Raw genomic sequence first — 23,321 nt, forward strand, 5'->3', positions numbered from 1 at the left:
CCGCCCCCGGTTACACTTTTACTGAACGATCGGTCTGTAAAGGGAGTCGACGATGACGACAGCACTCACGACGGACGCCGCACTCGACGGCGAGGCGATGTTCGACGCCCTCATCGAGGCCGACGGACGCATCGAGCCCCGCGACTGGATGCCGGAGGGTTACCGCCGCACGCTGATCCGCCAGATCTCGCAGCACGCGCACTCCGAGATCATCGGCATGCAGCCCGAGGGAGCGTGGATCACGCGGGCGCCGAGCCTGAAGCGCAAGGCGATCCTGCTGGCCAAGGTGCAGGACGAGGCCGGACACGGCCTCTACCTCTACTCGGCGGCGCAGACCCTCGGCATCACCCGCGACGAGATGACGCAGCAGCTCGTCGACGGCAAGGCGCGGTACTCGTCGATCTTCAACTACCCGACCCCGACGTGGGCCGACATGGGCGCCATCGGCTGGCTCGTCGACGGCGCCGCGATCTGCAACCAGGTGCCGCTGTGCCGCGCCTCGTACGGACCCTACGGTCGCGCGATGGTGCGCATCTGCAAAGAGGAGTCGTTCCACCAGCGCCAGGGATTCGAGATCCTCCTCACGCTCATGCAGGGCACCGACGCGCAGCGAGAGATGGCGCAGGACGCCGTGAACCGCTGGTACTGGCCGAGCCTGATGATGTTCGGTCCCCCCGACGACGACTCGCCCAACTCGGCGCAATCGACGGCGTGGAACATCAAGCGCTTCAGCAACGACGTGCTGCGTCAGCGGTTCGTGTCGATGCTCGTCCCGCAGGCGGCGGTACTCGGGGTGACCCTGCCCGACCCCGACCTGCGCTTCAACGACGAGACGGGCCAGTACGACATGGGTGAGATCGACTGGAGTGAGTTCCACGAGGTGCTCGCCGGGCGAGGCCCCCTCAACACCACGCGGCGCCAGCACCGTCGCGACGCGCACGAAGAGGGTGCGTGGGTGCGCGAAGCCGCCGCGGCGTACGCGGCGAAGAAGAGTGCGAAGGCGGCCGCCTGATGGCGACTCCCGGGGGGAGCCCCGCCGAGACCTGGCCCCTGTGGGAGGTCTTCGTGCGCGCCAACCGCGGCCTCAGCCACGTGCACGTGGGCTCGCTGCACGCGCCCGACGCCGAACTCGCCGTCCGCAACGCCCGTGACCTCTACACGCGTCGCGGTGAGGGCGTGTCGGTCTGGGTCGTGCCCTCGGATGCCGTGACCACGAGCGATCCGGGAGCCAAGGGCGCGTTCTTCGAGTCGCCGGCGGGCAAGAACTACCGGCACGCGGTGTACTACACCGCGTCCGAGGGGGTGCCGCACCTGTGAGCACGACGACGGATGGGTCGCGGGCATCGGCGGATGAGTTCATCGACGTCACCGACGCGGGACACGGCGACGGCCCGCACGGCGTTGACCCGCACGGCGTTGACCCCCACGGCGTTGACCCGCACGGCGACGACCCGCACGGCGACGACCCGCACGGCGATGTCTCGCTCGACGCCCGCGAGCTCGCCGCCGAACTGGCCGGCGGAGACGACCGCGCCACCGACCCCGACGTCGCCGCCTACGCGCTCGGTCTCGCCGACGACGCCCTGATCCTCGCGCAGAACCTCTGCGGCTGGATCGCGCGCGCCCCCGAGATCGAAGAAGATGTCGCGCTCGGCAACATCGCCCTCGACCTGCTCGGTCACGCGCGCTCCCTGCTGCGCTACGCCGGCAGTTACGACGGCCGCAGCGAAGACGATCTCGCCTACGGGCGCGACGAGGCCGAGTTCCGCTCGATGTGGCTGTTCGAGCTGCCGAACGGCGACTTCGCGCACACGATCGCCCGGCAGCTGCTCGCGTCGACGTACCTTCTCGAGCTGTACCGCGACCTCACGGCATCCACCGATCCGGTGCTCGCCGCCGTCGCCGCCAAGGCCGAGAAAGAAGTGGACTACCACCGCGATCACGCCGTGCAGTGGACGCTGCGGCTCGCCGGCGGCACCGAGGAGTCGCGGCGGCGGTTCCTGGTCGCCTTCGACGACACCTGGCCGTACCTCGACGAGCTGTTCCGGGACGAGCCGCTGCACGACCGGCTCGCCGGTGTCGCCGTGCGTCCTTCGAGTCTGCGGGGTCGTGTCGACGCGGTGCTCGCCACCGTGCTCGACGACGAAGACGTGCCCGTCCCCGCGGTTCCGGGTTCGTCGGCGGGTGGGCGCCGTGGCATCCATCACCCCGCCTTCGGACCGCTGATCGCGGAGATGCAGGTGCTCGCCCGTCGGCACCCGGGAGCGACGTGGTGAGCGTCGAGTACGCCCGCGCCGTGGCCGCCGCCGTCGTCGACCCCGAGGTGCCCGTGCTCACCATCGACGACCTCGGCGTGCTCCGCGACGTGCGGGTCGACGGCGACACGGTCACCGTGACGATCACCCCCACCTACTCGGGATGCCCCGCGGTCGACGCGATCCGCGACGACATCGTGCTCGCGCTCACCTCGGCCGGTTTCGACCGCACGATCGTGAAGACGACGCTGAGCCCCGCGTGGACGACCGACTGGATGAGCGACGAGGGCCGCCGCAAGCTCACCGCCTACGGCATCGCCCCGCCGTCAGGGAGGGCGCCCGCGGGGCCCATCCGTCTGCGTCTGAGCGTGGCGTGCCCGCAGTGCGGCTCGCTCGACACGCGCGAACTCTCGCGATTCGGCTCCACCTCGTGCAAAGCGCTCTGGGAGTGCCGCGCCTGCCTCGAACCCTTCGACCACTTCAAGGCGCTCTGATGACGATGACGGATGCCACGACCCCGGCCGCGACGCGCGGGCCGGCAACGGGTCCCCGTGCGCGCGCCCGGTTCCACACGCTGCGTGTCGCCGACGTGCGGCCCCTCACCCCCACCGCGATCGAGGTGACCTTCGCCGTCCCCGACGATCTCGTCGATGCCTTCGACTACGCGCCCGGACAGTACGTGGCGCTGCGCGCCACGGTCGAGGGAGAGGAACTCCGCCGCTCGTACTCGCTGTGCCGTCCGCCGACCCGGGGCGCGGTCAGCGTCGGCATCAAGCGCGATCCCGACGGCCGCTTCTCGAGCTGGGCGCACGAGGGGCTGCGCCCGGGAGATGAGGTCGAGGTGATGAGCCCGCAGGGCACGTTCGTCTCGAAGGCATCCGTCGCCACCGGCCACGTCGTCGCGATCGCCGCCGGCTCCGGCATCACGCCGATCATGGCGCTCGCCGCCGATGTGCTCGAGCGCTCCGCCGACGCCCGCATGACGATCGTCTACGCCAACCGCTCCTCGACCGACGTCATGTTCGTCGACGAGCTCGCCGACCTGAAAGACCGCTACCCGGCCCGCCTCACGCTGCACCACGTGCTCTCGCGCGAGCAGCGTGCCGCTCCGGTCTTCTCGGGGCGCATCGACGAAGAGCGCCTGCGCCTCATCCTGTCGCGGCTCATCGACCCCGCCGCCGTCGACGAGTGGTTCCTCTGCGGACCGTTCGCGCTCGTGGAACTCTGCCGCGAGACCCTCGCCGAGGTGGGAGTGCCGCGCGAGCGCGTGCGCTTCGAGCTGTTCACCGCGGGCGACGGCGACGCCCCGGCGCAGACCGGGGGAGCGCGCCCCGTGCGCGTCCGTGCCGACGAGCCGGTGCGCTCGATCGATTTCACGCTCGACGGGCAGTCCGCCCACGTCGACAGTCCGGTCTCGGCGAACGAGACGATCCTCGCGGCAGCCCTGCGCGTGCGCCCCGACGTGCCCTTCGCCTGCGCGGGGGGCGTCTGCGGCACGTGCCGTGCGCGGGTGGTCGAGGGAGCCGTGTCGATGACCGAGAACTACGCGCTCGAACCCGACGAGATCGAGCGCGGGTACGTGCTGACGTGCCAGTCGCACCCGACGTCCGACACCGTGCGCGTCGACTACGACGGATGAGAGGGATGCCGTGATCGACGACGTCTTCGCCGATGGTGTGACCACCATCACCGTGAACGCTCCGTCGCGACGCAACGCGCTCGGCATCGACGACCTGCGCGCGCTCGCCGCGGCCTACGACCGCGCCGAGGCCGACGGTGCGCGCGCCGTGCTGCTGCGCGGGGAGGGCCCCGCGTTCTGCGCCGGCCGCGACATCGCCGGCGTCGACCCGGCGACCGACGACGTGTCGGGGTACCTCGACGACACGCTGGCGCCGCTGCTGCAGCGCATGGCGTCTTTCCCGGCGCCCACGTTCGCCGCCGCCCACGGGGCGTGCCTGGGCGTGGGCCTGGGCCTGCTCATCGCGACCGACGTCGTGTTCGTCGCCGACGACGCCAAGATCGGCTCTCCTTTCGCCGCCCTGGGCGCGACCCTCGACTCCGGGGGCCACGCGCTCTTCGTCGAGCGTCTCGGCACCCACGCCACGCTCGACCTCATCTACACGGGCCGCCTGCTGACGGGCGAGGAGGCCGTGCGCGCAGGACTCTTCTCGCGGGTGGTCCCGGCATCCGAGATCCAGGATGCCGTCGCCCTCGCCGCCCGTCGCGCGGCGAGGGGGCCGACGGCGGCGTTCCTCGCCAGCAAGCGGATCGTGACCGCGATCCGCGATGAGCGACGGGGGCTGTGGGAGGCCATGACGCTCGAGAACAGTGCGCAGGCCTCCCTCGCTCGAACGGACGATTATCGCGAGGGTTTCGCGGCGTTCCGCGAGAAGCGTGCGCCGGAATTCGTCGGCCACTGATCCGACGGCGACCGACGAGGTCACCGTACGAGGGGCTGTCGCTGGGCGACGCATCGTGAGGGGGAGCGGTGACCGCGGTGCGTTTCTCGGCCGGACGCGATGCGCAGCGCGTCGCTGCACGCCGGGATTGATTGAATCGGCTCATGTCGACCGATGAAGACGACGAACTCGCCCGCCTGCGCCGCCGCGCGTACTCGCCGACGGCGGACATCGCCTCCGACCCGGTGGCGCTCGCGCGGCTCGCGGAGCTCGAGCGGCGCGCCGCCGAACCCACCGTCCCTTCCTCTGCCGAGACCGATGTGGGCGGGGGCGCCTCGACCGACGACGTCGCCGACGCGGCGCCGTCCGACGCCGACTCGTCGGGCGCCCGCCGGATCACGTGGTCGCGCCCGCGTCGGTCGACGATCGTCCTGGCGGTCGTGAGCGCCCTCGTGATCGTCGTGGCGGTGGTGGCGCTCGTGCTGGTGCAGCGGGTGCAGACGCACCCCCTGCAGGCCGATGCCGTCCAGGTGGCCCGCCTGAGCCCTGACCCGTCGTACGTCACGCCGGACTTCTTCACGGCGGGAGCCCCCGGGGGGACCGTGGCGTACACCGAGTTCCAGGGCTTCCGCGTCGTCGTCGCCGACCCGGGTCGCTCCGACGGCCGTGGCGTCGCCTGCATCACGGTGTACCAGCCCGACCTGCTCACGGTCGAAGGGGGCGGGGCGTTCTCGTACGACGGCCAGTACGTTCCCCAGGCCTGCGCCGCCGGCACGTTCCCCGCGGCGACCACCATCCGCCTCTTCGACGACGCACCCGAGCGGGAGCGCACCGAGTACCCGGCGGACACGGCGCTGCAGTTCGTGTACGACGAGCAGACCGATGAGGTCGTGGTCTTCCGGGGCTGATCCCGGCCGCGCCCGCGCGCACACGACGATGCCCCGGCACGCGGCCGGGGCATCGATCGCGGGGCAGGACGTCAGGCGGCGGTGGTCACCGCGAACTGCACCGAGCCCTGCGGGTCGATCTGCGCGTCGAGCACGCGGTCGTCGAGGACGGCTGCGGCGTCGGCGTCGAGGAAGACGCGCGCTCCGGCGTTCTCGACCACGGCATCGTTCGCTTCGGGGGCGTCGACCACCGACAGCGCGAACTGCGACTCGGGGGATCCCGCGCCCTCGATGCGGACGCCACCCTGCGGCGCGTCCGGGAACTGGGCGGTGATGGTCTTGACGGCGGTCGTGGCCTCATCGGTGAGTGTCAGCATGGGTGACTCTCCTTCTTTGTCGACGACAGGAGCCAGCCACGATGCCGAGAATCGACGGCGTCCTCAACCTGGGGAAGCCATTTCCAGGCAATTCCCACCGGGCCACAGGGGGTCAGGGCAGCAGCCCCGCGCGCCGCGCGCGGGTGACGGCGGCGTGGCGCGTCGAGGCGTCGAGCTTCGACATCGCCGAGGCGAGGTACGACTTCACGGTGGTCTCGCGGAGCTGCAGAGAGGCGGCGATCTCGCTGTTCGTCGAGCCCACGGCCGCGCACGCGAGCACGTCGATCTCGCGGGGCGAGAGATGCACGTCGGGGTCTTCGCATCGCGCGGGAGCGTCGCCGGTCAGGGCGGCCAAGCGTGCCTCGAGGTCTTCGAGGCGCCGGCGCACGTCGTCGTCGCCGACCGTCGCCGCGATGCTGCGCAGTTGCGCGTAGCTCTCGCGGATCTCTTCGCGCGCGCCCGTGCTGAGGCCGCTCTCGGAGGCGGGCGAGGTGGCGAGGCGACGTTCGACCTCGGCGCGCACGCGCAGTTCGGTTCCGAGCTCGCCGGCGACGTCGAACGCGGGCCGCGCCTCGACCTCGCCGACCTGCGACTGGGCCCATGATCCGCAGTAGAGCACCCCGCGCGCGGTGCCGCCGACCAGCACAGGGACGGCGAACAGGGTGGCGATGCCCTCGCCGAGGATGGCGCGGTCGTAGTCGTGCGTGATCGTCCGCGACGTGCGGTAGTCGAGGGTCATGCGCGGCCGACGCTCGACGAGGGCGCGTCCGCCGAGGCCGCGGGACGCATGGACCACGAGGCCCTCGATGCTGCGGGTGCGGGCTCCGACGATGGTCGAGACGTGCACGGCGCCGTCGTGCTCGAGCCCGCCGAAGGCGACGGGGAAGTGGGTGCGCCGGGCGAGTTCGGCCACGGCATGCGACACGAGCGTCGCATCGTCTCGAAGAGGGGACGGTGCTTTCACGCACTACCTACTTCCGGGGGTGACGGCTTCGTCGCCGCGTTTCGTAGCGTCGACAGTATCACCGGGAGCGTTTCCACGACCCCGGTCGTATCCCCCATCGGCGCAACGCTGCGCCGGTCCCATGAGGCAAGGAGGCCACATGACGGACAGAAGGATCGACCCTGCCCCCGGGGGCGGAGTCGACTACATCGCGGTCGAAGAATCGGCACCGTTCCAGGACCTGAAGAGGCGTCAACGCCGCTTCGTGTTCCCTCTCGCGGTGGCGTTCCTCGTCTGGTATTTCGCCTACGTCCTGTTGTCGTCGTTCGCTCCGGCGTTCATGGCGCAGCCGGTGTCGGGGGCGATCACGGTCGGACTTGTGCTCGGGCTGGGACAGTTCGTCACGACGTTCGCCATCACGATGGGCTACGTCGCCTACGCCAACCGTCGGCTCGACCCGCGCGCCGAGGCCCTGCGCGCTGAGCTCGAGCGCACCGAACGGGGGGAGTCGTGAACGACGTCGTCGCCACCGTCACCGCCGCGGTCGACACCGTGGAGAACAACCCGGTCCTGAACATCTCGATCTTCGGCGCGTTCGTCGCCGTGACGCTGTTCATCGTCATCCGGGCCAGCCGCAACAGCAAGACCGCGGCCGACTACTACGCGGCCGGCCGCTCGTTCACCGGCCCGCAGAACGGCTTCGCCATCGCCGGCGACTACCTGTCGGCGGCGTCGTTCCTCGGCATCGTGGGCGCGATCGCCATCAACGGCTACGACGGTTTCCTCTACTCGATCGGCTTCCTCGTCGCGTGGTTGGTCGCGCTGCTGCTGGTGGCCGAGCTCATGCGCAACACCGGCAAGTTCACGATGGCCGACGTGCTGTCGTTCCGCCTCAAGGAGCGCCCCGTCCGCATGGCCGCGGCCCTCACCACCCTCGCGGTCTGCTTCTTCTACCTGCTGGCCCAGATGGCGGGCGCCGGTGGTCTGGTCTCGCTGCTGCTCGGCATCACCGAGCGCGTCGGGCAGTCGATCGTCGTCGCGGTCGTCGGCCTGCTCATGATCGTCTACGTGCTCATCGGCGGCATGAAGGGCACCACCTGGGTGCAGATCGTGAAGGCGTTCCTGCTCATCGGCGGGGCGCTGGTCATGACGATCTGGGTGCTCGCGATCAACGGCTTCAGCTTGAACACCCTGCTCGAAAGCGCGGTGGCCGCCTCGCCCAAGGGGGAGGCGATCCTCGGACCCGGCCTGCAGTACGGCGCGAACCCGTGGGACTTCATCTCGCTCGCCCTCGCGCTCGTGCTGGGCACCGCGGGGCTTCCGCACGTGCTCATGCGCTTCTACACCGTGCCGACCGCCAAAGAGGCGCGTCGTTCGGTGGTGTGGGCCATCTGGCTGATCGGGATGTTCTACCTCCTCACCCTGGTCCTGGGGTACGGCGCGGGTGCGCTCGTGGGCTCCGAGGCGATCCTCGCCGCTCCCGGCGGCGTGAACGCTGCGGCACCGCTGCTCGCTCTGGCGCTGGGTGGACCGCTGCTGCTCGGGTTCATCTCGGCGGTGGCGTTCGCGACCATCCTCGCGGTCGTGGCCGGTCTCACGATCACCGCGGCGGCCTCGTTCGCGCACGACATCTACGCCAACGTCGTGAAGAAGGGCGACGTGCCGCCCGACGGCGAGGTCAAGGTGGCCCGGCGCACGGTGATCGTCATCGGTGTGCTCGCGATCGTCGGAGGTATCGGCGTGCAGGGGCAGAACGTGGCGTTCCTGGTGGCGCTGGCTTTCGCCGTCGCCGCCTCGGCCAACCTGCCCACGATCCTGTTCTCGCTGTTCTGGCGTCGCTTCACCACGCGCGGCGCCGTGTGGAGCATGTACGGCGGTCTGGCATCGGCTCTGCTGTTGATCTTCCTCTCGCCGGTGTTCTGGGGTGGGCCCACCAGCGTGTTCGCGAACACCGGGGTGGCGATCTGGCCGCTGAACAACCCCGGTGTCGTCTCGATCCCGCTCGGGTTCTTCCTGGGGTGGCTCGGCTCGGTCACTTCGCGCACGGCCGAGGATCGAGGCAAGGCCGCCGAGATGGAGGTGCGTTCGCTCACCGGTTTCGGGGCCGAGAAGGCCTCCGACCACTGACCGCTTCGACGCCCGGCTCCGCTCCGGCGGGCCGGGCGTCGTCGCGTCCGTCGTCAGACGGGTTCGCTCAGCGACTCCGAGGCCACCGCCGCGCTCTCGAGCGAGAGCAGGTATTGCTTCACCTCGGGGTGACCGCCGTACTCGCCGATCGAGCCGTCGGCGCGCACCACGCGATGCACCGGGACCACGATCGAGAACGGGCTCGCCGCGCACGCGGTACCCACCGCACGCGCGGCGCGGGCGACGCCGGCCATCATCGCCACCTCGCCGTAGGCGGCTACCTCGCCGTAGGGGATCTCGCGCGTCGCCTCGAGCGCGGCCCGCGTGAAGCCGCGCACGAAACGCCAGTCGAGGTCGACGTCGAACTCCCGACGGCGCCCGTCGAAGTACTCGTCGAGTTGAGCGACGAGGTCGGCGCCGGGGCCGGGATCGGGGTCGGGCACCACGCCCAGTCGCTGGGAGATGTCGGCTCGGGCTCGCTCGATGCCGCCGTGCGCCACGTCGAGTCGCACGAGGGCGTCGTCGACGAACGTCAGGAGGACGGGACCGATCGGACCGTCGTACTCGGTGCTGGTGACTCTGTTCATGCGCCCATCTTCACGAGGCGGAGGTGGCGGTGCAGCGGCGTTCCCGCGAATGGTGGACGCCGCCGCCACGTTGCCACCTGGGGAGGAACCGCCGGTGGTGCGGCGTGTCGCCGATTACGGCGAAACTCGGCCCCACTACAGGAGATCCTCGGATGCCCGGCTTAGTCTGGCAGGTGTGTGGCGAGCTGAGGAGGGTACCGTGATCGGTGCCGACGAAGACGGTCCGGCAGCGACCGTCGACCCGGCGGAGCTGCGGCTGTCGGAGCCCGGGATCGTGGTGCGGCACGTCGCCGACCCGGAACGCGATCGCATCCGCGCGGAAGCTGCCGCCCTGGGTGGGCGTTCGACTCTGCTGCGCTTCGACGACGCGCTCGACGCGGGCATCGACATCACCAAGGCGCACCCCGGTTCGCTCCCGCAGTTCATCACCGGGCGCGCCACCATGCTCTCGAACCTCTTCCGCGACGAGGTGGCGCTGCGCACCGCCCGCATGGCCGCGGAGCGCATCACCGCCAAGAACGTCGAGCTGCGCACCGCCCGCGGCCTCGAGCCCGTCCACCTGGCCGTCGGTCTCGCCGCCTGGAAGATCGGGGGAGTGGAGTGGTCGGCCCCCGTGCTGCTGCGTCCGCTCGCCATCCGTCGTCACCACGGCGACTTCGAGCTCAAGCTCCACGGCGCCTTCGTGATGAACCCCGAGCTCGCGCGCGCCTTCCGCACGCACCTCGGCATCCAGATCGACAGCGCGGCCCTCGCCGGGCTCGCGTACGACCAGGGCGTGTTCAAGCCGCAGCCGGTCATCGACCACATCCGCCGGCTCACCACGCACGTGCCCACCTTCGTCGTCCACCCGCGCCTGGTGATCTCGTCGTTCGCCGACGTCAGCTCGGGCATGGTGCGCGACACGCAGCACCTCGACGACACCCTGCTGAACGCGCTCGCCGGTCACCCCGACGACCGTGCCCGCGTCACCGTCCGCCGCGACGAGCCGGTGATCGTCAGCCCCGACGAGCGCACCCCCGCGGCCGACACCCTGCTGCTCGACGCCGACGCCGAGCAGGAGCGCGTGCTCGCGCGCATCGCCGCGGGGCACTCGCTCGCGGTGCACACGCTGCCCGGGACCGGCGGCACGCAGACCGTGATCAACGCCATCGGCCAGCTCGTGCACGACAACAAGCGCGTGCTCGTGGTGAGCGCTCGGCGCTCGACCCTCGACGGCATCCGCCACCGCCTCGCCGGTGTCGGCCTGGCCGGTCTCGCCGTCTCACCCCACCACGTGCGCCGCGACCTCATCCGCGCGATCGGTCGCAACGAGAAGGCCGAGCAGCCCAAGGTCGCCGAGATCGACGACGCCCTCGTGCGCCTTCGCACGGTGCTGCGCGACTACCGCTCGGCCGTGACCGAGCCGCACCTGGCGCTGGGCGTCTCGGCGCTCGACGTGCTGCGCGCGCTCACCTCGCTGGCATCCCAGTCCCCGGCGCCCTCGACCGAGGCGCGTTTCGACCTCACGACGCTCGAGCGTCTCGCCGGTCGCCGCGACGCCGCCGCGCGCGCCCTCGCGATGGCCGCCCGCCTGGGTGAGTTCCGCGTCGGTCCCGACGATTCGCCCTGGTACGGAGTGAGTTTCACGCGCACCGAAGACGCGCGCGCCGCGCACGAGCTGGCCGGCAAGCTCCACGCGCAGGACGTTCCCCGTCTGCTGGAGCGCGGCTACGAACTCATCGCCCAGACGCGCATGCGGCCGTTCCAGACGGTCTCCGAGCTCGGCGCCTACCTCAAGCTGCTGCACGGCATCCGCGAGTCGCTCGACCGCTTCAGCCCCAGCGTGTTCGAGCGCCCCCTCGGCGAGCTCATCGACGCGCACTCGCCGCGCCGTGACGCCTCGGCCATGAGCGGTCCGAACCGCCGTCGGCTCAAGCGCCTGTCGAAGGAGTACGTGCGCCCCGGGGTGCACGTCACCGACATGTACGAGGCGCTCGTGCGCATCCAGCAGCAGCGCACCGAGTGGCAGCGCGTCGTCGAAGCGGGCGTCACCCCCGAGGTGCCGCTGGGCCTGGCCGACGTGCACGTCGCCTGGCAGCGCACCGACGCCCTGCTCGGCGAGCTCGACCAGATCCTCGGCCGTCAAGGTTCCGACCGCCTCGCGACCCTGCCGGTGCAGCGTCTCGTGCGGACGCTGGCGGGCCTCGCGGCCGAGTCCACCTTCTTCGACAACCTCGTCGAGCGCGCACAGCTGCGCTCCGAGCTGGCCCGTCTGGGCCTGGAGCAGCTGCTCGTCGAGCTGTCGGTGCGCCATGTTCCCGAGGAGCGCGTGGGCGCCGAACTCGAATTCGCCTGGTGGCAGTCGGCGCTCGAGCACCTCCTGCGCACCGATCGCGCGCTGCTGGGGGCCAACACGAGCGTCGTCGACCGCCTCGAGCGCGACTTCCGCCTGGTCGACGAGGCGCACGCCGCCGCCGCCGGTCCGCTCCTGGCCGCCCAGCTCGCCACGCAGTGGCGCATCGGCATCGTCGATCACGCCGACGAGGCCGCCGCGCTGAAGCGTTCGCTGAAAGACGGCCTGCACACCGCTCAAGAGATCTCGGATGCCGCTCCCACCCTGCTGCGCACGCTCGCGCCGGTGTGGTTGGCGTCGCCGTACGAAGTGCCCGACGTGCCGTGGGACCTCGCGTTCGACGTCGTGATCGTGGCGGACGCCGCCGCCCTCTGCCTCACCGAGGCCACGCCGGCCCTGCGCCGGGCGCGCCAGGTCGTGCTCTTCGGCGACCCCGTGGTGCAGAAGCCCACGCCGTTCCGCGTCAGCGCATCGGTGGCCCCCGTCCCCGATGAGGCCGACGAGGTGCCGTTCGATGAGATCTCGGTCTTCGAGCGCATCGCGGAGCTCTTCCCCGTCGAGACCCTCACGCGCAGCTACCGCGCGGGCGGCGAAGACCTCTCGCAGCTGGTGAACGACGCGTTCTACGGCGGCGAGATCGTGTCGCTGCCCTGGGCCGGGTCGTATCTCGGCCGCGGCAGCCTCAGCGTCGACTACGTCGAGGGCGGTGTCGGCGCCCCCGACCCCATCAGCGGTGCCGTCGAGAGCCCCGATGCAGAGGTCGCCCGCGTGGTGACCCTCGTGGTCGAGCACGCCGTCAACCGCGCGTCCGAGTCGCTCATGGTCGTCACGGCCAGCCGCACGCACGCCGAGCGCGTGCGCGCGTCGGTGGTGGCCGCTCTGGCCGGTCGCTCCGACGTCGCCGAGTTCGTCTCGCGCGACGCGGCGGAACCCTTCTCGGTGCTGACCCTCGAAGAGTCGGTGGCCGAGAGCCGCGACCGCGTGATCTTCTCGCTGGGCTTCGGCCTGACCCGTCACGGTCGCGTGCTGAGCGACTTCGGCGACCTGTCGACCCCCGACGGCGAGCGTCTGCTCACGGTCGGCATGACGCGCGCGCGGCGTTCGATGGTGATCGTGTCGTCGATCCGCCCGTCGTCCTTCGATGACGGACGCCTCGAGCACGGAGCGGCGACGCTCATGGGCATCCTCGGAAACCTCGCGGCGCGTGGTCGCGAGAGCCGGCTCGAAGACCTCGCCGACCCGCTCACGCGGGCCCTCGCGCGCGAGCTCCGACGCTTCGGCGTCGAGGTCGACGTCGACTATCACGGACTCCTGCCGCTTGTGGCGCGATACCGGGGCAAGGCCGTCGTCGCCGAGAGCGATCCCGAGACGATCGGGGAGTCCCTGCGCGAGACGCTGCGTCTGCGCCCGCAGATCCTGCGTCGCCTGGGCTGGCATTACGTGCGCGTGCACGCGTTCGACCTGTACAGCGATCCCGCCGGTGTGGCGTCGCGCATCGCCGAGCTGCTGGGGGCCGCCCCCGCAGACGCCGCCACGCCCGACACGACCACCGAGCCGCTCGATCTTCCCGGTTGAGCCGGTGATGAGTGCGACCCCGGATGCCGCCGGGCCTGGCCCCGTCGTCGGATCGGACGACTCGTCGGCATCGATCGAGACCGCGGACGGGTCGGTGGAATCGGTCGCCGTCGACGTCGCTCCCGCGTCCGGGACGCCCACCCCGCATGCCGTTCGGCAGCCCGTGGTGCGCGTGCGCGGGTCGCGCCGCGCTCGGCTCATGCCGGCACCCGGAACGACCGCGGAACCCGCGCCCGCCGACGACCCCGCGCGGGGCGCGTCGGCCGGGCCCGTGGCATCCGGTCCCAACGACGAGCGCATGCTGCGCGACGTTCCCCCGCACTACTGAACGGGCCCGGCCCCTGCCGAGGCGCGGTGCGCGGCTGTCAGAGAGTTGCGGTCACCGCGTGCTGTTCTGGCGCTCCAGCAGGTCGCGGATCTGAACGAGCAGCTCCTGCTCGGTGGGCAGCTTGGGCTCGTCCGAGGCCGCGTCGGCCACACCGGCGCGAGCGGCGGCGCGGGCCTTCCAGTGGTTCATGGGGTAGACGAAGACGAAGTACACCACCAGTGCCACGGCGAGGAAGCTGATGATCGCCGTCAGCAGCCCGCCGAGGGGGAACACCACCTGCTGGCCGTAGATGCCCGTGATCGACGGCCCGAACTCGCCGTTGTCGTTCGGCTGGTAGAACACCTGGATCAGCGGGTTGATGAGCGATGCGACGATCGCGTTGACGACCGCCGTGAAGGCCGCGCCGATGACGACGGCGACGGCGAGGTCGATGACATTTCCGCGGAGAATGAACTCCTTGAATCCCTTGATCATGCGCTGGTTCCCCTCTGGCCGCGCCGACTCGGAGTCAGGACGCCGAGGACGGAGCGGACGGCTTCGATTCCGACTTCGATGATGTCGAAGAACCCGAGGCGCCGCCAGCGCTTGCGCCGGACGATGAGCCACTCGACGATGAGCTGCTCGACGATGAGTTGCGGGAGTCGGTGCGGTAGAAGCCCGAGCCGTTGAAGGTGACGCCGATCGAGCCGTATTGCTTGCGCACCTCGCCGCCGCACTCGGGGCATTCGGTGAGCGCGGCATCCGTGAAGGACTGCACGGTCTCGAAACGGTGACCGCACTGCTTGCAGGCGTAGGAGTAGGTGGGCATCGTGCTGTTCCTTCGGGTGATCAGGCCGTGTGAGCGGCGAGCGGCAGCGTGCGCGTGGGGGTGACCACGCCCGTGACGGGCTGGTCGTGCACGTCGCGCGGCACGTCGTCGATGAGTTCGGAATCGAAGATGACCGCGTAGACCGGCGGGCACTTCTCCATCGAACCGAGGGTCTTGTCGAAGTATCCGCGCCCCCATCCCAAGCGCATTCCGCGGGCGTCGACCGCGGCGGCCGGGATGACGAGCAGGTCGACGTCGTTGACGGCGATGGGACCCAGAACCTCGCCGACGGGTTCGGGAAGACCGAACAGACCCTCGGCGATCCCGGCGTCGGGTGTGGCGACGGTCCAATCGAGCAGACCGTCTTCGCGTGTGAGGGGAAGGAGCACCCGGATGCCGCGCGCCACGGCGCCGGCGACGAAGGCGTGGGTGCCGGGTTCGGTGGGCGTCGACAAAAAGCACGAGATGCTGCGCGCGCCGAGTCGGGACACGAGCTCGTCGAGTTGACGGGTGATCCCGGCCTCGGCCTCTTCGCGTGCGTGAGCGGAGATGCCCTGACGACGTTCGCGCAGGTCGGCGCGCAGTGCGCGCTTGGCCTGCTCGATGCGATCCGGCATGCCGTCAGTCTACGTGCGAGCGTCCTCCCGCCGGTGTCGTCGGACCCCGGTAAGGTATGGGCCATGCCTCATAAGCCCTTCAAGGCCGTGATTCCGGCCGCCGGACTCGGTACGCGCTTCCTTCCCGCCACCAAGGCGATGCCGAAGGAGATGCTGCCGGTGGTCGACAAACCGGCGATCCAGTACGTCGTCGAAGAGGCCACCGCGGCCGGGATCGACGATGTCCTCATCATCATCGGCCGTAACAAGAACAACATCGCCAACCACTTCGACTCGATGCCCGAGCTCGAGGCGAAGCTGCGCGAGAAGGGCGACAGCGACAAGCTCGCCAAGGTCGAGCACTCGTCCGACCTCGCCGACGTGCACATGGTGCGCCAGGGCGAGCCGAAGGGCCTCGGCCACGCCGTGCTGCGTGCGCGCGCCCACGTGGGCGACCACCCGTTCGCCGTCCTGCTGGGCGACGACCTCATCGACGAGCGCGACCCCCTGCTCACCACGATGATGCAGGAGTACGACAAGCGCAACGCCACCATCATCGCCCTGATGGAGGTCGACCCCGAGCACATCCACCTCTACGGCGTCGCCGCCGTCGAGGCCACCGACGACGAGGGCGTGGTCAAGGTCACCCAGCTCGTCGAGAAGCCCAAGGCCGAAGACGCCCCCTCGAACCTCGCGATCATCGGTCGCTACGTGCTCGGCCCCGACGTGTTCGGCATCCTCGAGCACACCGAGCCCGGCAAGGGCGGCGAGATCCAGCTGACCGACGCGCTCGAAGAGCTCGCCACCGGTGGCGGTGACGGCGGCGGCGTGTACGGCGTCGTCTTCCGCGGCCGCCGTTACGACACCGGCGACCGCGTCGACTACATCAAGGCCATCGTGCAGCTCGCCGCCGACCGCGACGACCTCGGCCCGGCCCTGCGCCCGTGGTTCAAGGAGTTCGCAGCGGGTCTCTGACCCGGCGAGAAGCCATGGATCTGTCGGTTCCGAGGCGACACGACGAGGTCTCGATCCGTCTCATCCGCAACCGCGATGCGCGGGTGCTCCAACAGCAGCTGATCGACAACCGTTCGTGGTTGCGCCGGTGGGAGGCGACCAGCCCCGACGGGCCGGTCTCGTTCGACATGCGCCTCGGCATCCGTCGTCTGCTGCAGCAGTACCGTGACGGCCTCGGCGTCCCCTTCGTGATGGCGTGGGACGACGAGGTCGCCGGGCAGCTGAACGTGTGGGGGGTGTCGCGCGGTTCGCTCGCCTCGGCGACGATCGGGTACTGGGTCGCCGAAGAGTACGCGGGGCGCAACATCACCACCGTGAGCGTGGCCATGGCCACCGACGTGTGCTTCACCGAGCTCAACCTGCATCGCGTCGAGATCTGCATCCGGCCCGAGAACCATGCGAGTCTGCGCGTCGTCGAGAAGCTCGGCTTCCGCTACGAGGGACTCCGCCGCCGATACATCCATATCGACGGCGACTGGCGCGACCACTACGCCTTCGCCCTCGTGCGCGAAGAGGTGCCGCACGGTGTGCTCGACCGGTGGACGCGGGGTCAGGTGCCGCCCGATGCGGCGCGCATTCCGCCGGCCGATCGGCTGTGACCGGTTTCGTTCTCTCTTTGCGCGCCTGATCGGCGAAACTCTCGGCACGACACGCGGGTGGATGCCGAGGTGTGATCTCTCGGTGACCTACCTTTGAGCCATGGGTGGGCAGGTACTGAGCGGTGGCGTGATCGTCTTCGTCGCCGTCGCGCTCTGGTTGGTGTACCTCTTGCCGTCGTGGCAGAGCCGGCACCGTTTCACCGCCGCCGAGCGTAACGCGGTGCGTCTGAACCAGGCGCTCCGGGTTCTCGCTGAGACGGCTGAGACCCCGCGTGAGGTGCGCCTCGAGCTCACCACCCGCACCGCCCACCAGCAGCAGAAGCTCGCTCGTCAGGTGCAGGCGCACAAGGCGCAGACCGAGCTGGCCGCCGCGAAAGCCCGCCTCGAGGTGGCGCGCCTCGAGAACGCCCGCGATCTCGACGTCGTGAAAGAGCAGCGCGCCGCCGCCATCGAACTGGCCCGCGCCGAACGCGCCGCGGCGGTCGAGGTCGCCCGCGCCGAGCGCGCCGCGGCCCTCGAGACCACGCGCGCTGAACGCGCCGCCGCGGTCGAGCGGGCGAACGCCGAGCGCGCCGCGGCCGTCGCGCGCCCCGAACTCCGTCGCGCCCGTGCGCGCCGTCGCTTCCGTCTCTCGGTGACGATGGTCGCCCTGCTCGGCGCGATCGCGGCGGGTGTCGGAGTGGTCCAGGTCGTCGCGGGCGCCGTTCCCGTGCTCCTCGTCGCCGGCGCCGTGGTGGTGCTCGCCTCTCTCGTGCTGCTGCGTCGCGTGTCGGTCATCGCCGCGCGCACAGGCGTGCGTCCCCTCGAGGTCGCCGCCCCGCGCGTCGCGGCCGTTGTGCAAGACGTCGCCCTCGTTCCCGAACCGCGTCCCACCTGGACCCCGCGCGAGCTTCCGCGTCCGCTGGTCGCCTCGGCCGGCTCTCGTGCCGCCGCGGTCGTCGACGAGCAGATCGCTCGCGAGGCGCTGCGCGCCGCCGCTCGTGAAGAAGCGGCCCGCGAGATCGCCGCGCAGCAGGCGCCTACCCCGATCGAGACGGCACGCCCCGCGGCCGCCGCGGCTCCGGCTTCGCCATACGCGTCGATGGGATACGTCGACGACAGCGAGATCGAGGACCACGTGCGTCAGCTGCTCGAGCGGCGCGCGGTCGGCGCCTGAGCTCACCCCTCCCCGTAAGGGAGAGCCGGCGGTATGCCCGAGTCGGAATGCGGCGTCGGAGACCCGAGCGGCGAGTGCGCTCGGGTTCGAGGCATGCCGCTCTGCGTGATAGTGTTGTCGAGGTTTCCGGGCCTGTGGCGCAGTTGGTAGCGCGCCTCGTTCGCATCGAGGAGGTCAGGGGTTCGAATCCCCTCAGGTCCACCATAAGAGGCTTACTAGAATCACCGTCGTCGTAGATGCCGGAGAAGATAGCCTCGCAAAGTCCGACAGTATTTACTTCAGAGAGACCGCCGTTTTCGGCGGTCTCTCTTTGTCTTGACCGATCACGGCCTGTGCTGGCCGTGAGTGAGGTCCATCCTCGGTGGGCAGCGAGGATTTCGTCGAGGGGTTCCTTGACGTCGTCGCCGATTACTTGATCGTGTGCGATGTAGAGGTTGTTGAAGACGGCCTGCTTCAGTTCTCGGCGAATCTGGTCGCTCGACGCGAGATGTAGGGCTCGCACGTCGGTCAGGAGATCGAGGAAGGTCTCGATGTGGCGCTTGCCCGTTGCCAGGTCGGCCGTCGCTATTGACAGTTGTTCACGAAGGGTCTCGCGTTCGGTTCCGATCTCGCGGAGTCGTTGACGGATGCGTTCTTGGGGGAGTGAGCCGTCGGCGGCGAGGTCCAGAAGGTTGTCTTCCTTGGCCTGGATGGCAACGAGCCTGTCCCTTAGCTGCCCGCGCCGGATGTGCTCGGCGCCTGCCTCGTCTCGAACAGCTTGTTCGATCGTGCTGCGGACGATCTGTGTGAACTCTGGTGAGAGTTCCACTGTCTTGTAGTGGTCCTCGATTGCGGCTTCGATGTTGTCGACGTGAGAGAACGGTGCGTCACAGGTTCCGTCCTGGGTTCCGCGGCAGGAGAAGTACCAGTACTCGCCGCCGTGGCGACCGATCGTGCGTTGTTGGATGAGTCGGCGATCGACGTTCCGTTCGAGCCGACAGTGGCCGCACCACAGGCTCCTCTTCAGATAGTGGGTGTGCTAGCGGCGGCGCTCTCCGGCGACTCCGCGGGTGTCCAGGACGGTCTGAACGCGGTCGAACAGGCTCGTTTCGATGAGCGGCTCATGCCGTCCTTTGTAGATCTCGTCCTTGTAAGCGATCTCACCGGGGTAGTACCGGTCGCGCAGCATCTGCTGGATCTTGGTGTCTGAGATCGGTCCAGCCGGTCGGCGTGCGGTCGGCCTGGTCGTGAGGCCACGTTCTGTGAGTTCGTCAGCGATGTCTTGGAAGGTGTTTGTGCCTGCTGCGTACAGCTCGAACGCGAGCTTGACGAAGGGGGCTCGTTGGGGGTCGATCGCGACGGTGTTGATTTTCCGACCCTCGGTGTTGTCCGTGACGTTGAGATATCCGATGGGTGCACGCCCGAGCGCTCCCCCGTTCTTGGCCTTCTGCGACATTCTGTAGGCGATGTCGGCGCCGTCTTCGCGGGAGCGGTATTCGTTGAAGGCGGCGAGGATGCCGTGCATGAGTTGCCCGACCGGCGTCGCGTCGATGGACTCCGTTGCGGAGACGAGTTCCACCCCGCGCTTCTGCAGGTCGGCCATGACGACAGCATCGTCGATCCGGTTTCGGGCGAAGCGGGAGAGCTTGTAGACGATGACATAGTCGACGTCGTGGTCGCGGCGGATGCGTTCGAGCATCTCTTGAAAGGTCACGCGCTTCGTCATTTCGGTGGCCGAGCGGCCAGGTTCGATGTACTCGGCAACGATGTTCAGCCCGAGCTGCTCGGCTTTGCGCTGGCACGAGACGCGTTGCGCCGGGATGGAGATGCCTTCATGGTCGTAGTCGGTGTTGACTTGGCCTTTTGATGAGAGGCGCATGTAGATCACTGCGCGGGTGCCGGGCGCCGCGGTGGCGGCGAGCACAGTGTCGACAGAAGCCGACTGGTGCGTGTCGCGGTCGGGCTCGATCAGGATGGTCTGCAGGGCGGTCGGCGCGCCTACGAAGGCGGGCGGGGCGGCGATGGCGGCTTGCGTCGTTGGGGTGTTCATGGGGCGGGTTCCTCCGGTTAGGTCCTCCGGATTAACGCTCTTCGCGGCCTGCTTGTCCAGTCCTTCGGGGCCTTCCAGGGCGGGTTCAAGGGTTCGGCTCGGGGGTCGCGTTTCGTTGTACTTTTTGCCTCGTGATGCGGCTGCTGACTGCGTTGCCGGAGCGGTCGTAGCGTCGCTATCTGATGAAGGCATGGATGCGCCCTTCCGCGATGTCCGCGGCTTTGCTGCGGGAGTCCCCGCCTGGAAGGGACCTGAAGTGGCGGAACCGGGGGCGGTGGGGCGGTGGGTGTTCGTCGTGAAGCGAAGACCGACCGGAACACCGAGCCGAATACTCGGCCACCCTCCTCAAGGTGTCGAGCAGACTCATGATCGCCTCACCTTCTGATGCGACGAGCGATCCGTTGCCGCACCTGACACCTCGGTATTGGAATCCACGGCAGGGCTCGTCGGCGGCAATGAGGCTTGGAGCAGAGCGCCGTACCTGGCTCGGCTGAGTTCGCGGATCTGTCGGCGCTTCCCTATACGAGGCGCAGGCTCCAGGGTGCGGGCGGAGCACCAGCCGGTTGGGATCCCGCCAGCGATGAGGTGGGCGTAGATCTCGAAGCGTGGCAGGGCCTGGAAGTCCTCGGCAGTCAGGTGCGGTGCCTGGCGAGCGAGGTCGCGGGCGTCGGCGTCGTGGAGCGCGAACACGACCTTGCTGCGGGCGTTGACGTCGAAGTCCTGTCGCATCCAGCTGGTAGTTGCCCCCGGTGTTGATGCGCGACGGTGAGTCCGACACCGGAGGAGCGGAAGACACTCATGGCATCGCCGACGGAGGTCGGCAGGTGCGGGTAGTTCTGGACTTCGTCGATGAACACGAACCCGGGGCGCTTCTCCGGGTACTTCTCGGTTGCGCGTTCGATGGTGGCCATGAAGATCTCGGCCACGATCAGGCTGCCGAGGAGCTTGGATGCCCCGGTGCCGACCAGCGCCTCGTTCAGCGGCACGAGGACGGTCTTGCGTTCGCGGAAGACATCGCGGAGCCGGAACCGCGGGCGGGCTTGCCCGAGCACGGCAACGAGGGGCTTTCGCATCAGGAGCTTGCGGAGCTTGTTCAGTGGTGCGGCGATCATGGCGGCGCGTTGCCCCGGGCGGAGGTCTTCGAACTCGGCCCAGAACGCTGCCAGCGTCGGGTCATCCTGGACAGCAGCGATGACCGGGCGGCGGAAAGCGGCGTCGGTCAGGAGTGTCGGCAGATCGATCAGGGTGAATGGCTCGGATCGCTCCTGCCCTGCGCGGGCGAGCGAGAGCAGCGATCCGTGGATGAGGTACTCGGTGCGTGGACCCCCACCCCTCTTCGAAGGTGGCGGCGAGGGCGGCGATGATGCCGTCGACGACGATGTGTGGGTCGCGGTCGCCGACGTCGAGGGGGTTGAACCCGACGGGCACCTCGGTATCGGAGGCATCGAGCACGATGACGTGTTCGGCTTCGCTCGGCTGCAGGGCGTTCAGGATGTAGTCGACCAGTTGCAGCATTGGCCGCAAGGGTTGGCTTCACGGACATCGTGAAGCGACCGTCTGTCGGCGAGGGTGATGTGTCGAACGAGGAAATTCGCTTCGGCAGTGCTGAGCTCGCAGCGAAGCTCGCTGAACGACAGGTCGAATTATTGGTCTGTGTGTTCCGCCACCCGGTCAAGGCGCTGCTTGGCTCCGAAGGTGCTCCTGGACTGCAGGCGCGGACCACAGCGTCGGGGGCCAAGGTCTTTCGGATGCCGGGGCCGTACGACAAGCGTGAGAATGTCCAGCGTGTGATGGCCGAACTCACCGCCGTCCTGACGGCGCGCTCCACCTAGACCAGACGCGAGTCCGCTACCTGTCTCACGTAGGGATGGAGGCGTCTGATTGCTGGAGAGCCGCGAGCCAATCTCGTGCTGTCTGAGCTTCGACTTCCGACCTCCGAGGACGGCACGACTCGATGGCCGCGCGTTCCCCGCCCCCATCTGCGTGGCGCGCGGCGGCAGCGATGGTGCGGACCAACATCACGCCAGCGCACTTCGCATCGCATTCTGGCCTGCGCATGCTGACCTGGCAAGCTGGCACCTACGCCAACGTAGAGGGGATGCGCGATGACCGATGAGCCTTTCGGTGCCGACGACGACGTAGCCGACCGCAAGCACGTCGAACGCGAACGCGCGAAGCTTCGAAACTTCGTCAAGAATCTCCGCACTGAGGACGTTGACTCCGGGAACTGGTTTGCAGAGCTTTGTGCTGTCGCGCTGGAAACGTACACAGAAAAGGCGACGTGGGAGTACTTCCAGGAGCGCTACGAAGGAGTTCCTCCCGACGGCATTGTCGATCAGCGGATCAAGCTCGCCGCCCGGTACGCCGCTCTCGAAGGAGGGCTATCCGCCTCGGCGTACACCACTGCCATCATCGCGACGCTGGGCAGCCGCAGCGGCGCGGCGAAAGCCACCATTCCGGCCGCGCTTGCGACACTCATGGTCGATGTCGTGTTCGTGACACAGCTTCAGCTTCGCTTGGCGTATGACATTTCGGTCCTGTACCGAGTCCCGCTCGACGTCTCCGATCCCGAGGACTTGTGGAAGCTGATCCGAGTGGCGTTCACGATCAAGAGTGGTGAGGTTATTCGAGAGAGCGTGATCAAGGTCGTGCCACCGATCATGCGAAGGGTCATCAAGCGGTACTACTCAGGAGCGGTGCTGACTACCGCTAAAAGCCTCCCGGTGATCGGCAAGTACCTGCTGCAGCGGAACGTGGTCAAGGTCGGTATCCCGCTCGTCGGTATTCCGCTCGCAGTGCTCTTTAACCGATATTCGACGCTGATCGCGGGGCGTCATGCTCGCACCGTTTTCCGAAACGACGCGCGTGTGATCCGAATCGCCGAAGAGCTATCCGAGCGGACACGTCACCCGCAGCTGATGCTCTGGGTAGCGTGGCTGGTGATCGAGGCCGATGCCCGTATCTCCGACGACGAAGCACTGCTATTCAGGCACCTGGTGAAGCTCATTCGGGAAGATCACGCGTTCGTCGATGAGCGGCTTGCCAAGCTTCTGGACCTCGATCCTGCCGAGGTCTGGCAGCTCCTTGAAGCTGAGCCTGGCGATCTCGACGACGTTGTTGATGCAGCCCAGCAAGTGGCTGCGATTGATGGCGAGACCAACGGCGCGGAGCACGCCATCATCAGCGAGCTTCAGGACCGATGTGATCGACGCTGACGACGAGTTCGCGGTCCCTACTCGCGCACGATGCGGTGATGTCCGACATTTCGATCAAGCGGAGCTGGAAGTGCCGGAACGCTGAAGCGCGCTA

At 69.0% G+C, this 23,321-nt stretch carries 25 protein-coding genes and 1 tRNA gene; 17 read left to right on the top strand and 9 right to left on the bottom strand.

Annotated features, from left to right (window positions below):
* Positions 1–52: 52 nt before the first annotated feature.
* The 7 genes from paaA (at position 53) to BJP65_RS14275 (ending at position 5,562) form a co-directional block, all read left to right on the top strand.
* Positions 53–1,012 carry a 1,2-phenylacetyl-CoA epoxidase subunit PaaA gene (gene paaA, locus BJP65_RS14245; RefSeq protein ID WP_055838161.1) on the top strand — a complete coding sequence of 320 codons (960 nt, stop codon included), beginning with the start codon at positions 53–55 and terminating at the stop codon, positions 1,010–1,012.
* Complete coding sequence (paaB, locus tag BJP65_RS14250; RefSeq protein ID WP_055838158.1) at positions 1,012–1,317, top strand: 1,2-phenylacetyl-CoA epoxidase subunit PaaB; 306 nt, start codon at positions 1,012–1,014, stop codon at positions 1,315–1,317. Before paaA ends, paaB begins: the two co-directional genes overlap by 1 nt.
* Entirely contained in the window at positions 1,314–2,276 is a 963-nt protein-coding gene (paaC, locus tag BJP65_RS14255; RefSeq protein ID WP_374754259.1) for a 1,2-phenylacetyl-CoA epoxidase subunit PaaC, read from the top strand. Before paaB ends, paaC begins: the two co-directional genes overlap by 4 nt.
* Positions 2,270–2,749 carry a 1,2-phenylacetyl-CoA epoxidase subunit PaaD gene (gene paaD / locus BJP65_RS14260; RefSeq protein ID WP_070409567.1) on the top strand — a complete coding sequence of 160 codons (480 nt, stop codon included), beginning with the start codon at positions 2,270–2,272 and terminating at the stop codon, positions 2,747–2,749. The genes paaC and paaD overlap by 7 nt, the downstream gene beginning before the upstream one ends.
* On the top strand, positions 2,749–3,894 hold the full coding sequence (gene paaE / locus BJP65_RS14265) for a 1,2-phenylacetyl-CoA epoxidase subunit PaaE (RefSeq protein WP_070409568.1): 1,146 nt from the start codon (positions 2,749–2,751) through the stop codon (positions 3,892–3,894). Before paaD ends, paaE begins: the two co-directional genes overlap by 1 nt.
* 10 nt (positions 3,895–3,904) lie before the next feature.
* Positions 3,905–4,675, top strand: coding sequence for an enoyl-CoA hydratase/isomerase family protein (locus tag BJP65_RS14270; protein WP_070409569.1), 771 nt, complete (start codon positions 3,905–3,907; stop codon positions 4,673–4,675).
* A 143-nt stretch (positions 4,676–4,818) separates the two neighbouring features.
* The gene (locus tag BJP65_RS14275) at positions 4,819–5,562 is read left to right on the top strand and encodes a hypothetical protein (RefSeq protein ID WP_070409570.1); all 744 of its coding nucleotides are present in this window, start codon (positions 4,819–4,821) and stop codon (positions 5,560–5,562) included.
* 71 nt (positions 5,563–5,633) lie between these two features.
* Here BJP65_RS14275 and BJP65_RS14280 read toward each other — a convergent pair whose 3' ends face one another.
* Together BJP65_RS14280 and BJP65_RS14285 are read right to left on the bottom strand one after the other, a co-directional pair.
* On the bottom strand, positions 5,634–5,918 hold the full coding sequence (locus BJP65_RS14280; protein ID WP_055838140.1) for a hypothetical protein: 285 nt from the start codon (positions 5,916–5,918) through the stop codon (positions 5,634–5,636).
* Between the two features lie 112 nt (positions 5,919–6,030).
* The gene (locus BJP65_RS14285) at positions 6,031–6,882 is read right to left on the bottom strand and encodes a LuxR C-terminal-related transcriptional regulator (RefSeq protein ID WP_055838134.1); all 852 of its coding nucleotides are present in this window, start codon (positions 6,880–6,882) and stop codon (positions 6,031–6,033) included.
* Positions 6,883–7,021: 139 nt separating this feature from the next.
* On the opposite strand from BJP65_RS14285, the gene BJP65_RS14290 reads away from it, so the two are divergent.
* The gene (locus BJP65_RS14290) at positions 7,022–7,375 is read left to right on the top strand and encodes a DUF485 domain-containing protein (RefSeq protein WP_055838132.1); all 354 of its coding nucleotides are present in this window, start codon (positions 7,022–7,024) and stop codon (positions 7,373–7,375) included.
* Entirely contained in the window at positions 7,372–8,988 is a 1,617-nt protein-coding gene (locus BJP65_RS14295; RefSeq protein ID WP_055838129.1) for a cation acetate symporter, read from the top strand. The genes BJP65_RS14290 and BJP65_RS14295 overlap by 4 nt, the downstream gene beginning before the upstream one ends.
* Before the next feature lie 53 nt (positions 8,989–9,041).
* Here BJP65_RS14295 and BJP65_RS14300 read toward each other — a convergent pair whose 3' ends face one another.
* Positions 9,042–9,575: a methylated-DNA--[protein]-cysteine S-methyltransferase gene (locus tag BJP65_RS14300; protein WP_070409571.1), complete on the bottom strand. Its 534-nt coding sequence runs from the start codon at positions 9,573–9,575 to the stop codon at positions 9,042–9,044.
* A gap of 199 nt (positions 9,576–9,774) precedes the next feature.
* Here BJP65_RS14300 and BJP65_RS14305 point away from each other — a divergent pair, with 199 nt between their 5' ends.
* Both BJP65_RS14305 and BJP65_RS14310 read left to right on the top strand, forming a co-directional pair.
* The gene (locus BJP65_RS14305; RefSeq protein WP_083285872.1) at positions 9,775–13,482 is read left to right on the top strand and encodes an AAA family ATPase; all 3,708 of its coding nucleotides are present in this window, start codon (positions 9,775–9,777) and stop codon (positions 13,480–13,482) included.
* Between the two features lie 7 nt (positions 13,483–13,489).
* Positions 13,490–13,810: a hypothetical protein gene (locus tag BJP65_RS14310; RefSeq protein ID WP_070409572.1), complete on the top strand. Its 321-nt coding sequence runs from the start codon at positions 13,490–13,492 to the stop codon at positions 13,808–13,810.
* Between the two features lie 51 nt (positions 13,811–13,861).
* Here BJP65_RS14310 and mscL read toward each other — a convergent pair whose 3' ends face one another.
* Genes mscL through BJP65_RS14325 form a run of 3 tightly spaced genes read right to left on the bottom strand, consistent with a single transcriptional unit; the run spans position 13,862 to position 15,235 of the window.
* A complete protein-coding gene (gene mscL / locus BJP65_RS14315) occupies positions 13,862–14,284 on the bottom strand; it encodes a large conductance mechanosensitive channel protein MscL (protein WP_070409573.1) in 423 nt (140 codons plus the stop codon).
* Positions 14,285–14,318: 34 nt separating this feature from the next.
* Positions 14,319–14,618, bottom strand: a complete 300-nt coding sequence (locus tag BJP65_RS14320; RefSeq protein ID WP_070409574.1) for an FmdB family zinc ribbon protein — start codon at positions 14,616–14,618, stop codon at positions 14,319–14,321.
* A gap of 20 nt (positions 14,619–14,638) precedes the next feature.
* Entirely contained in the window at positions 14,639–15,235 is a 597-nt protein-coding gene (locus BJP65_RS14325) for a 5-formyltetrahydrofolate cyclo-ligase (RefSeq protein ID WP_070409575.1), read from the bottom strand.
* A gap of 63 nt (positions 15,236–15,298) precedes the next feature.
* On the opposite strand from BJP65_RS14325, the gene galU reads away from it, so the two are divergent.
* From galU to BJP65_RS14345, 4 genes are all read left to right on the top strand, one after another.
* Positions 15,299–16,189 carry a UTP--glucose-1-phosphate uridylyltransferase GalU gene (gene galU / locus BJP65_RS14330; RefSeq protein WP_055939342.1) on the top strand — a complete coding sequence of 297 codons (891 nt, stop codon included), beginning with the start codon at positions 15,299–15,301 and terminating at the stop codon, positions 16,187–16,189.
* 14 nt (positions 16,190–16,203) lie between these two features.
* Positions 16,204–16,827 (top strand): GNAT family N-acetyltransferase, encoded by a 624-nt coding sequence (locus BJP65_RS14335; protein ID WP_055938123.1) that lies wholly within the window; start codon positions 16,204–16,206, stop codon positions 16,825–16,827.
* A gap of 100 nt (positions 16,828–16,927) precedes the next feature.
* Complete coding sequence (locus BJP65_RS14340; RefSeq protein ID WP_070409576.1) at positions 16,928–17,983, top strand: hypothetical protein; 1,056 nt, start codon at positions 16,928–16,930, stop codon at positions 17,981–17,983.
* A 128-nt stretch (positions 17,984–18,111) separates the two neighbouring features.
* Positions 18,112–18,187 (top strand) — tRNA-Ala (locus tag BJP65_RS14345).
* A gap of 814 nt (positions 18,188–19,001) precedes the next feature.
* Here BJP65_RS14345 and BJP65_RS14350 read toward each other — a convergent pair.
* The 3 genes from BJP65_RS14350 to BJP65_RS16670 form a co-directional block, all read right to left on the bottom strand.
* The gene (locus BJP65_RS14350) at positions 19,002–20,012 is read right to left on the bottom strand and encodes a recombinase family protein (protein WP_070409577.1); all 1,011 of its coding nucleotides are present in this window, start codon (positions 20,010–20,012) and stop codon (positions 19,002–19,004) included.
* 632 nt (positions 20,013–20,644) lie between these two features.
* On the bottom strand, positions 20,645–21,124 hold the full coding sequence (locus BJP65_RS14355) for a hypothetical protein (protein WP_070409578.1): 480 nt from the start codon (positions 21,122–21,124) through the stop codon (positions 20,645–20,647).
* Positions 21,125–21,185: 61 nt separating this feature from the next.
* The gene (locus BJP65_RS16670) at positions 21,186–21,527 is read right to left on the bottom strand and encodes a hypothetical protein (RefSeq protein WP_156784909.1); all 342 of its coding nucleotides are present in this window, start codon (positions 21,525–21,527) and stop codon (positions 21,186–21,188) included.
* Between the two features lie 29 nt (positions 21,528–21,556).
* On the opposite strand from BJP65_RS16670, the gene BJP65_RS16675 reads away from it, so the two are divergent.
* Both BJP65_RS16675 and BJP65_RS14365 read left to right on the top strand, forming a co-directional pair.
* On the top strand, positions 21,557–21,844 hold the full coding sequence (locus BJP65_RS16675) for a hypothetical protein (RefSeq protein ID WP_156784910.1): 288 nt from the start codon (positions 21,557–21,559) through the stop codon (positions 21,842–21,844).
* 273 nt (positions 21,845–22,117) lie between these two features.
* Positions 22,118–23,227 (top strand): hypothetical protein, encoded by a 1,110-nt coding sequence (locus tag BJP65_RS14365; RefSeq protein WP_070409580.1) that lies wholly within the window; start codon positions 22,118–22,120, stop codon positions 23,225–23,227.
* Positions 23,228–23,321: the final 94 nt, after the last annotated feature.

Source organism: Microbacterium sp. BH-3-3-3, from assembly GCF_001792815.1.
Taxonomy (GTDB): Bacteria; Actinomycetota; Actinomycetes; order Actinomycetales; family Microbacteriaceae; genus Microbacterium.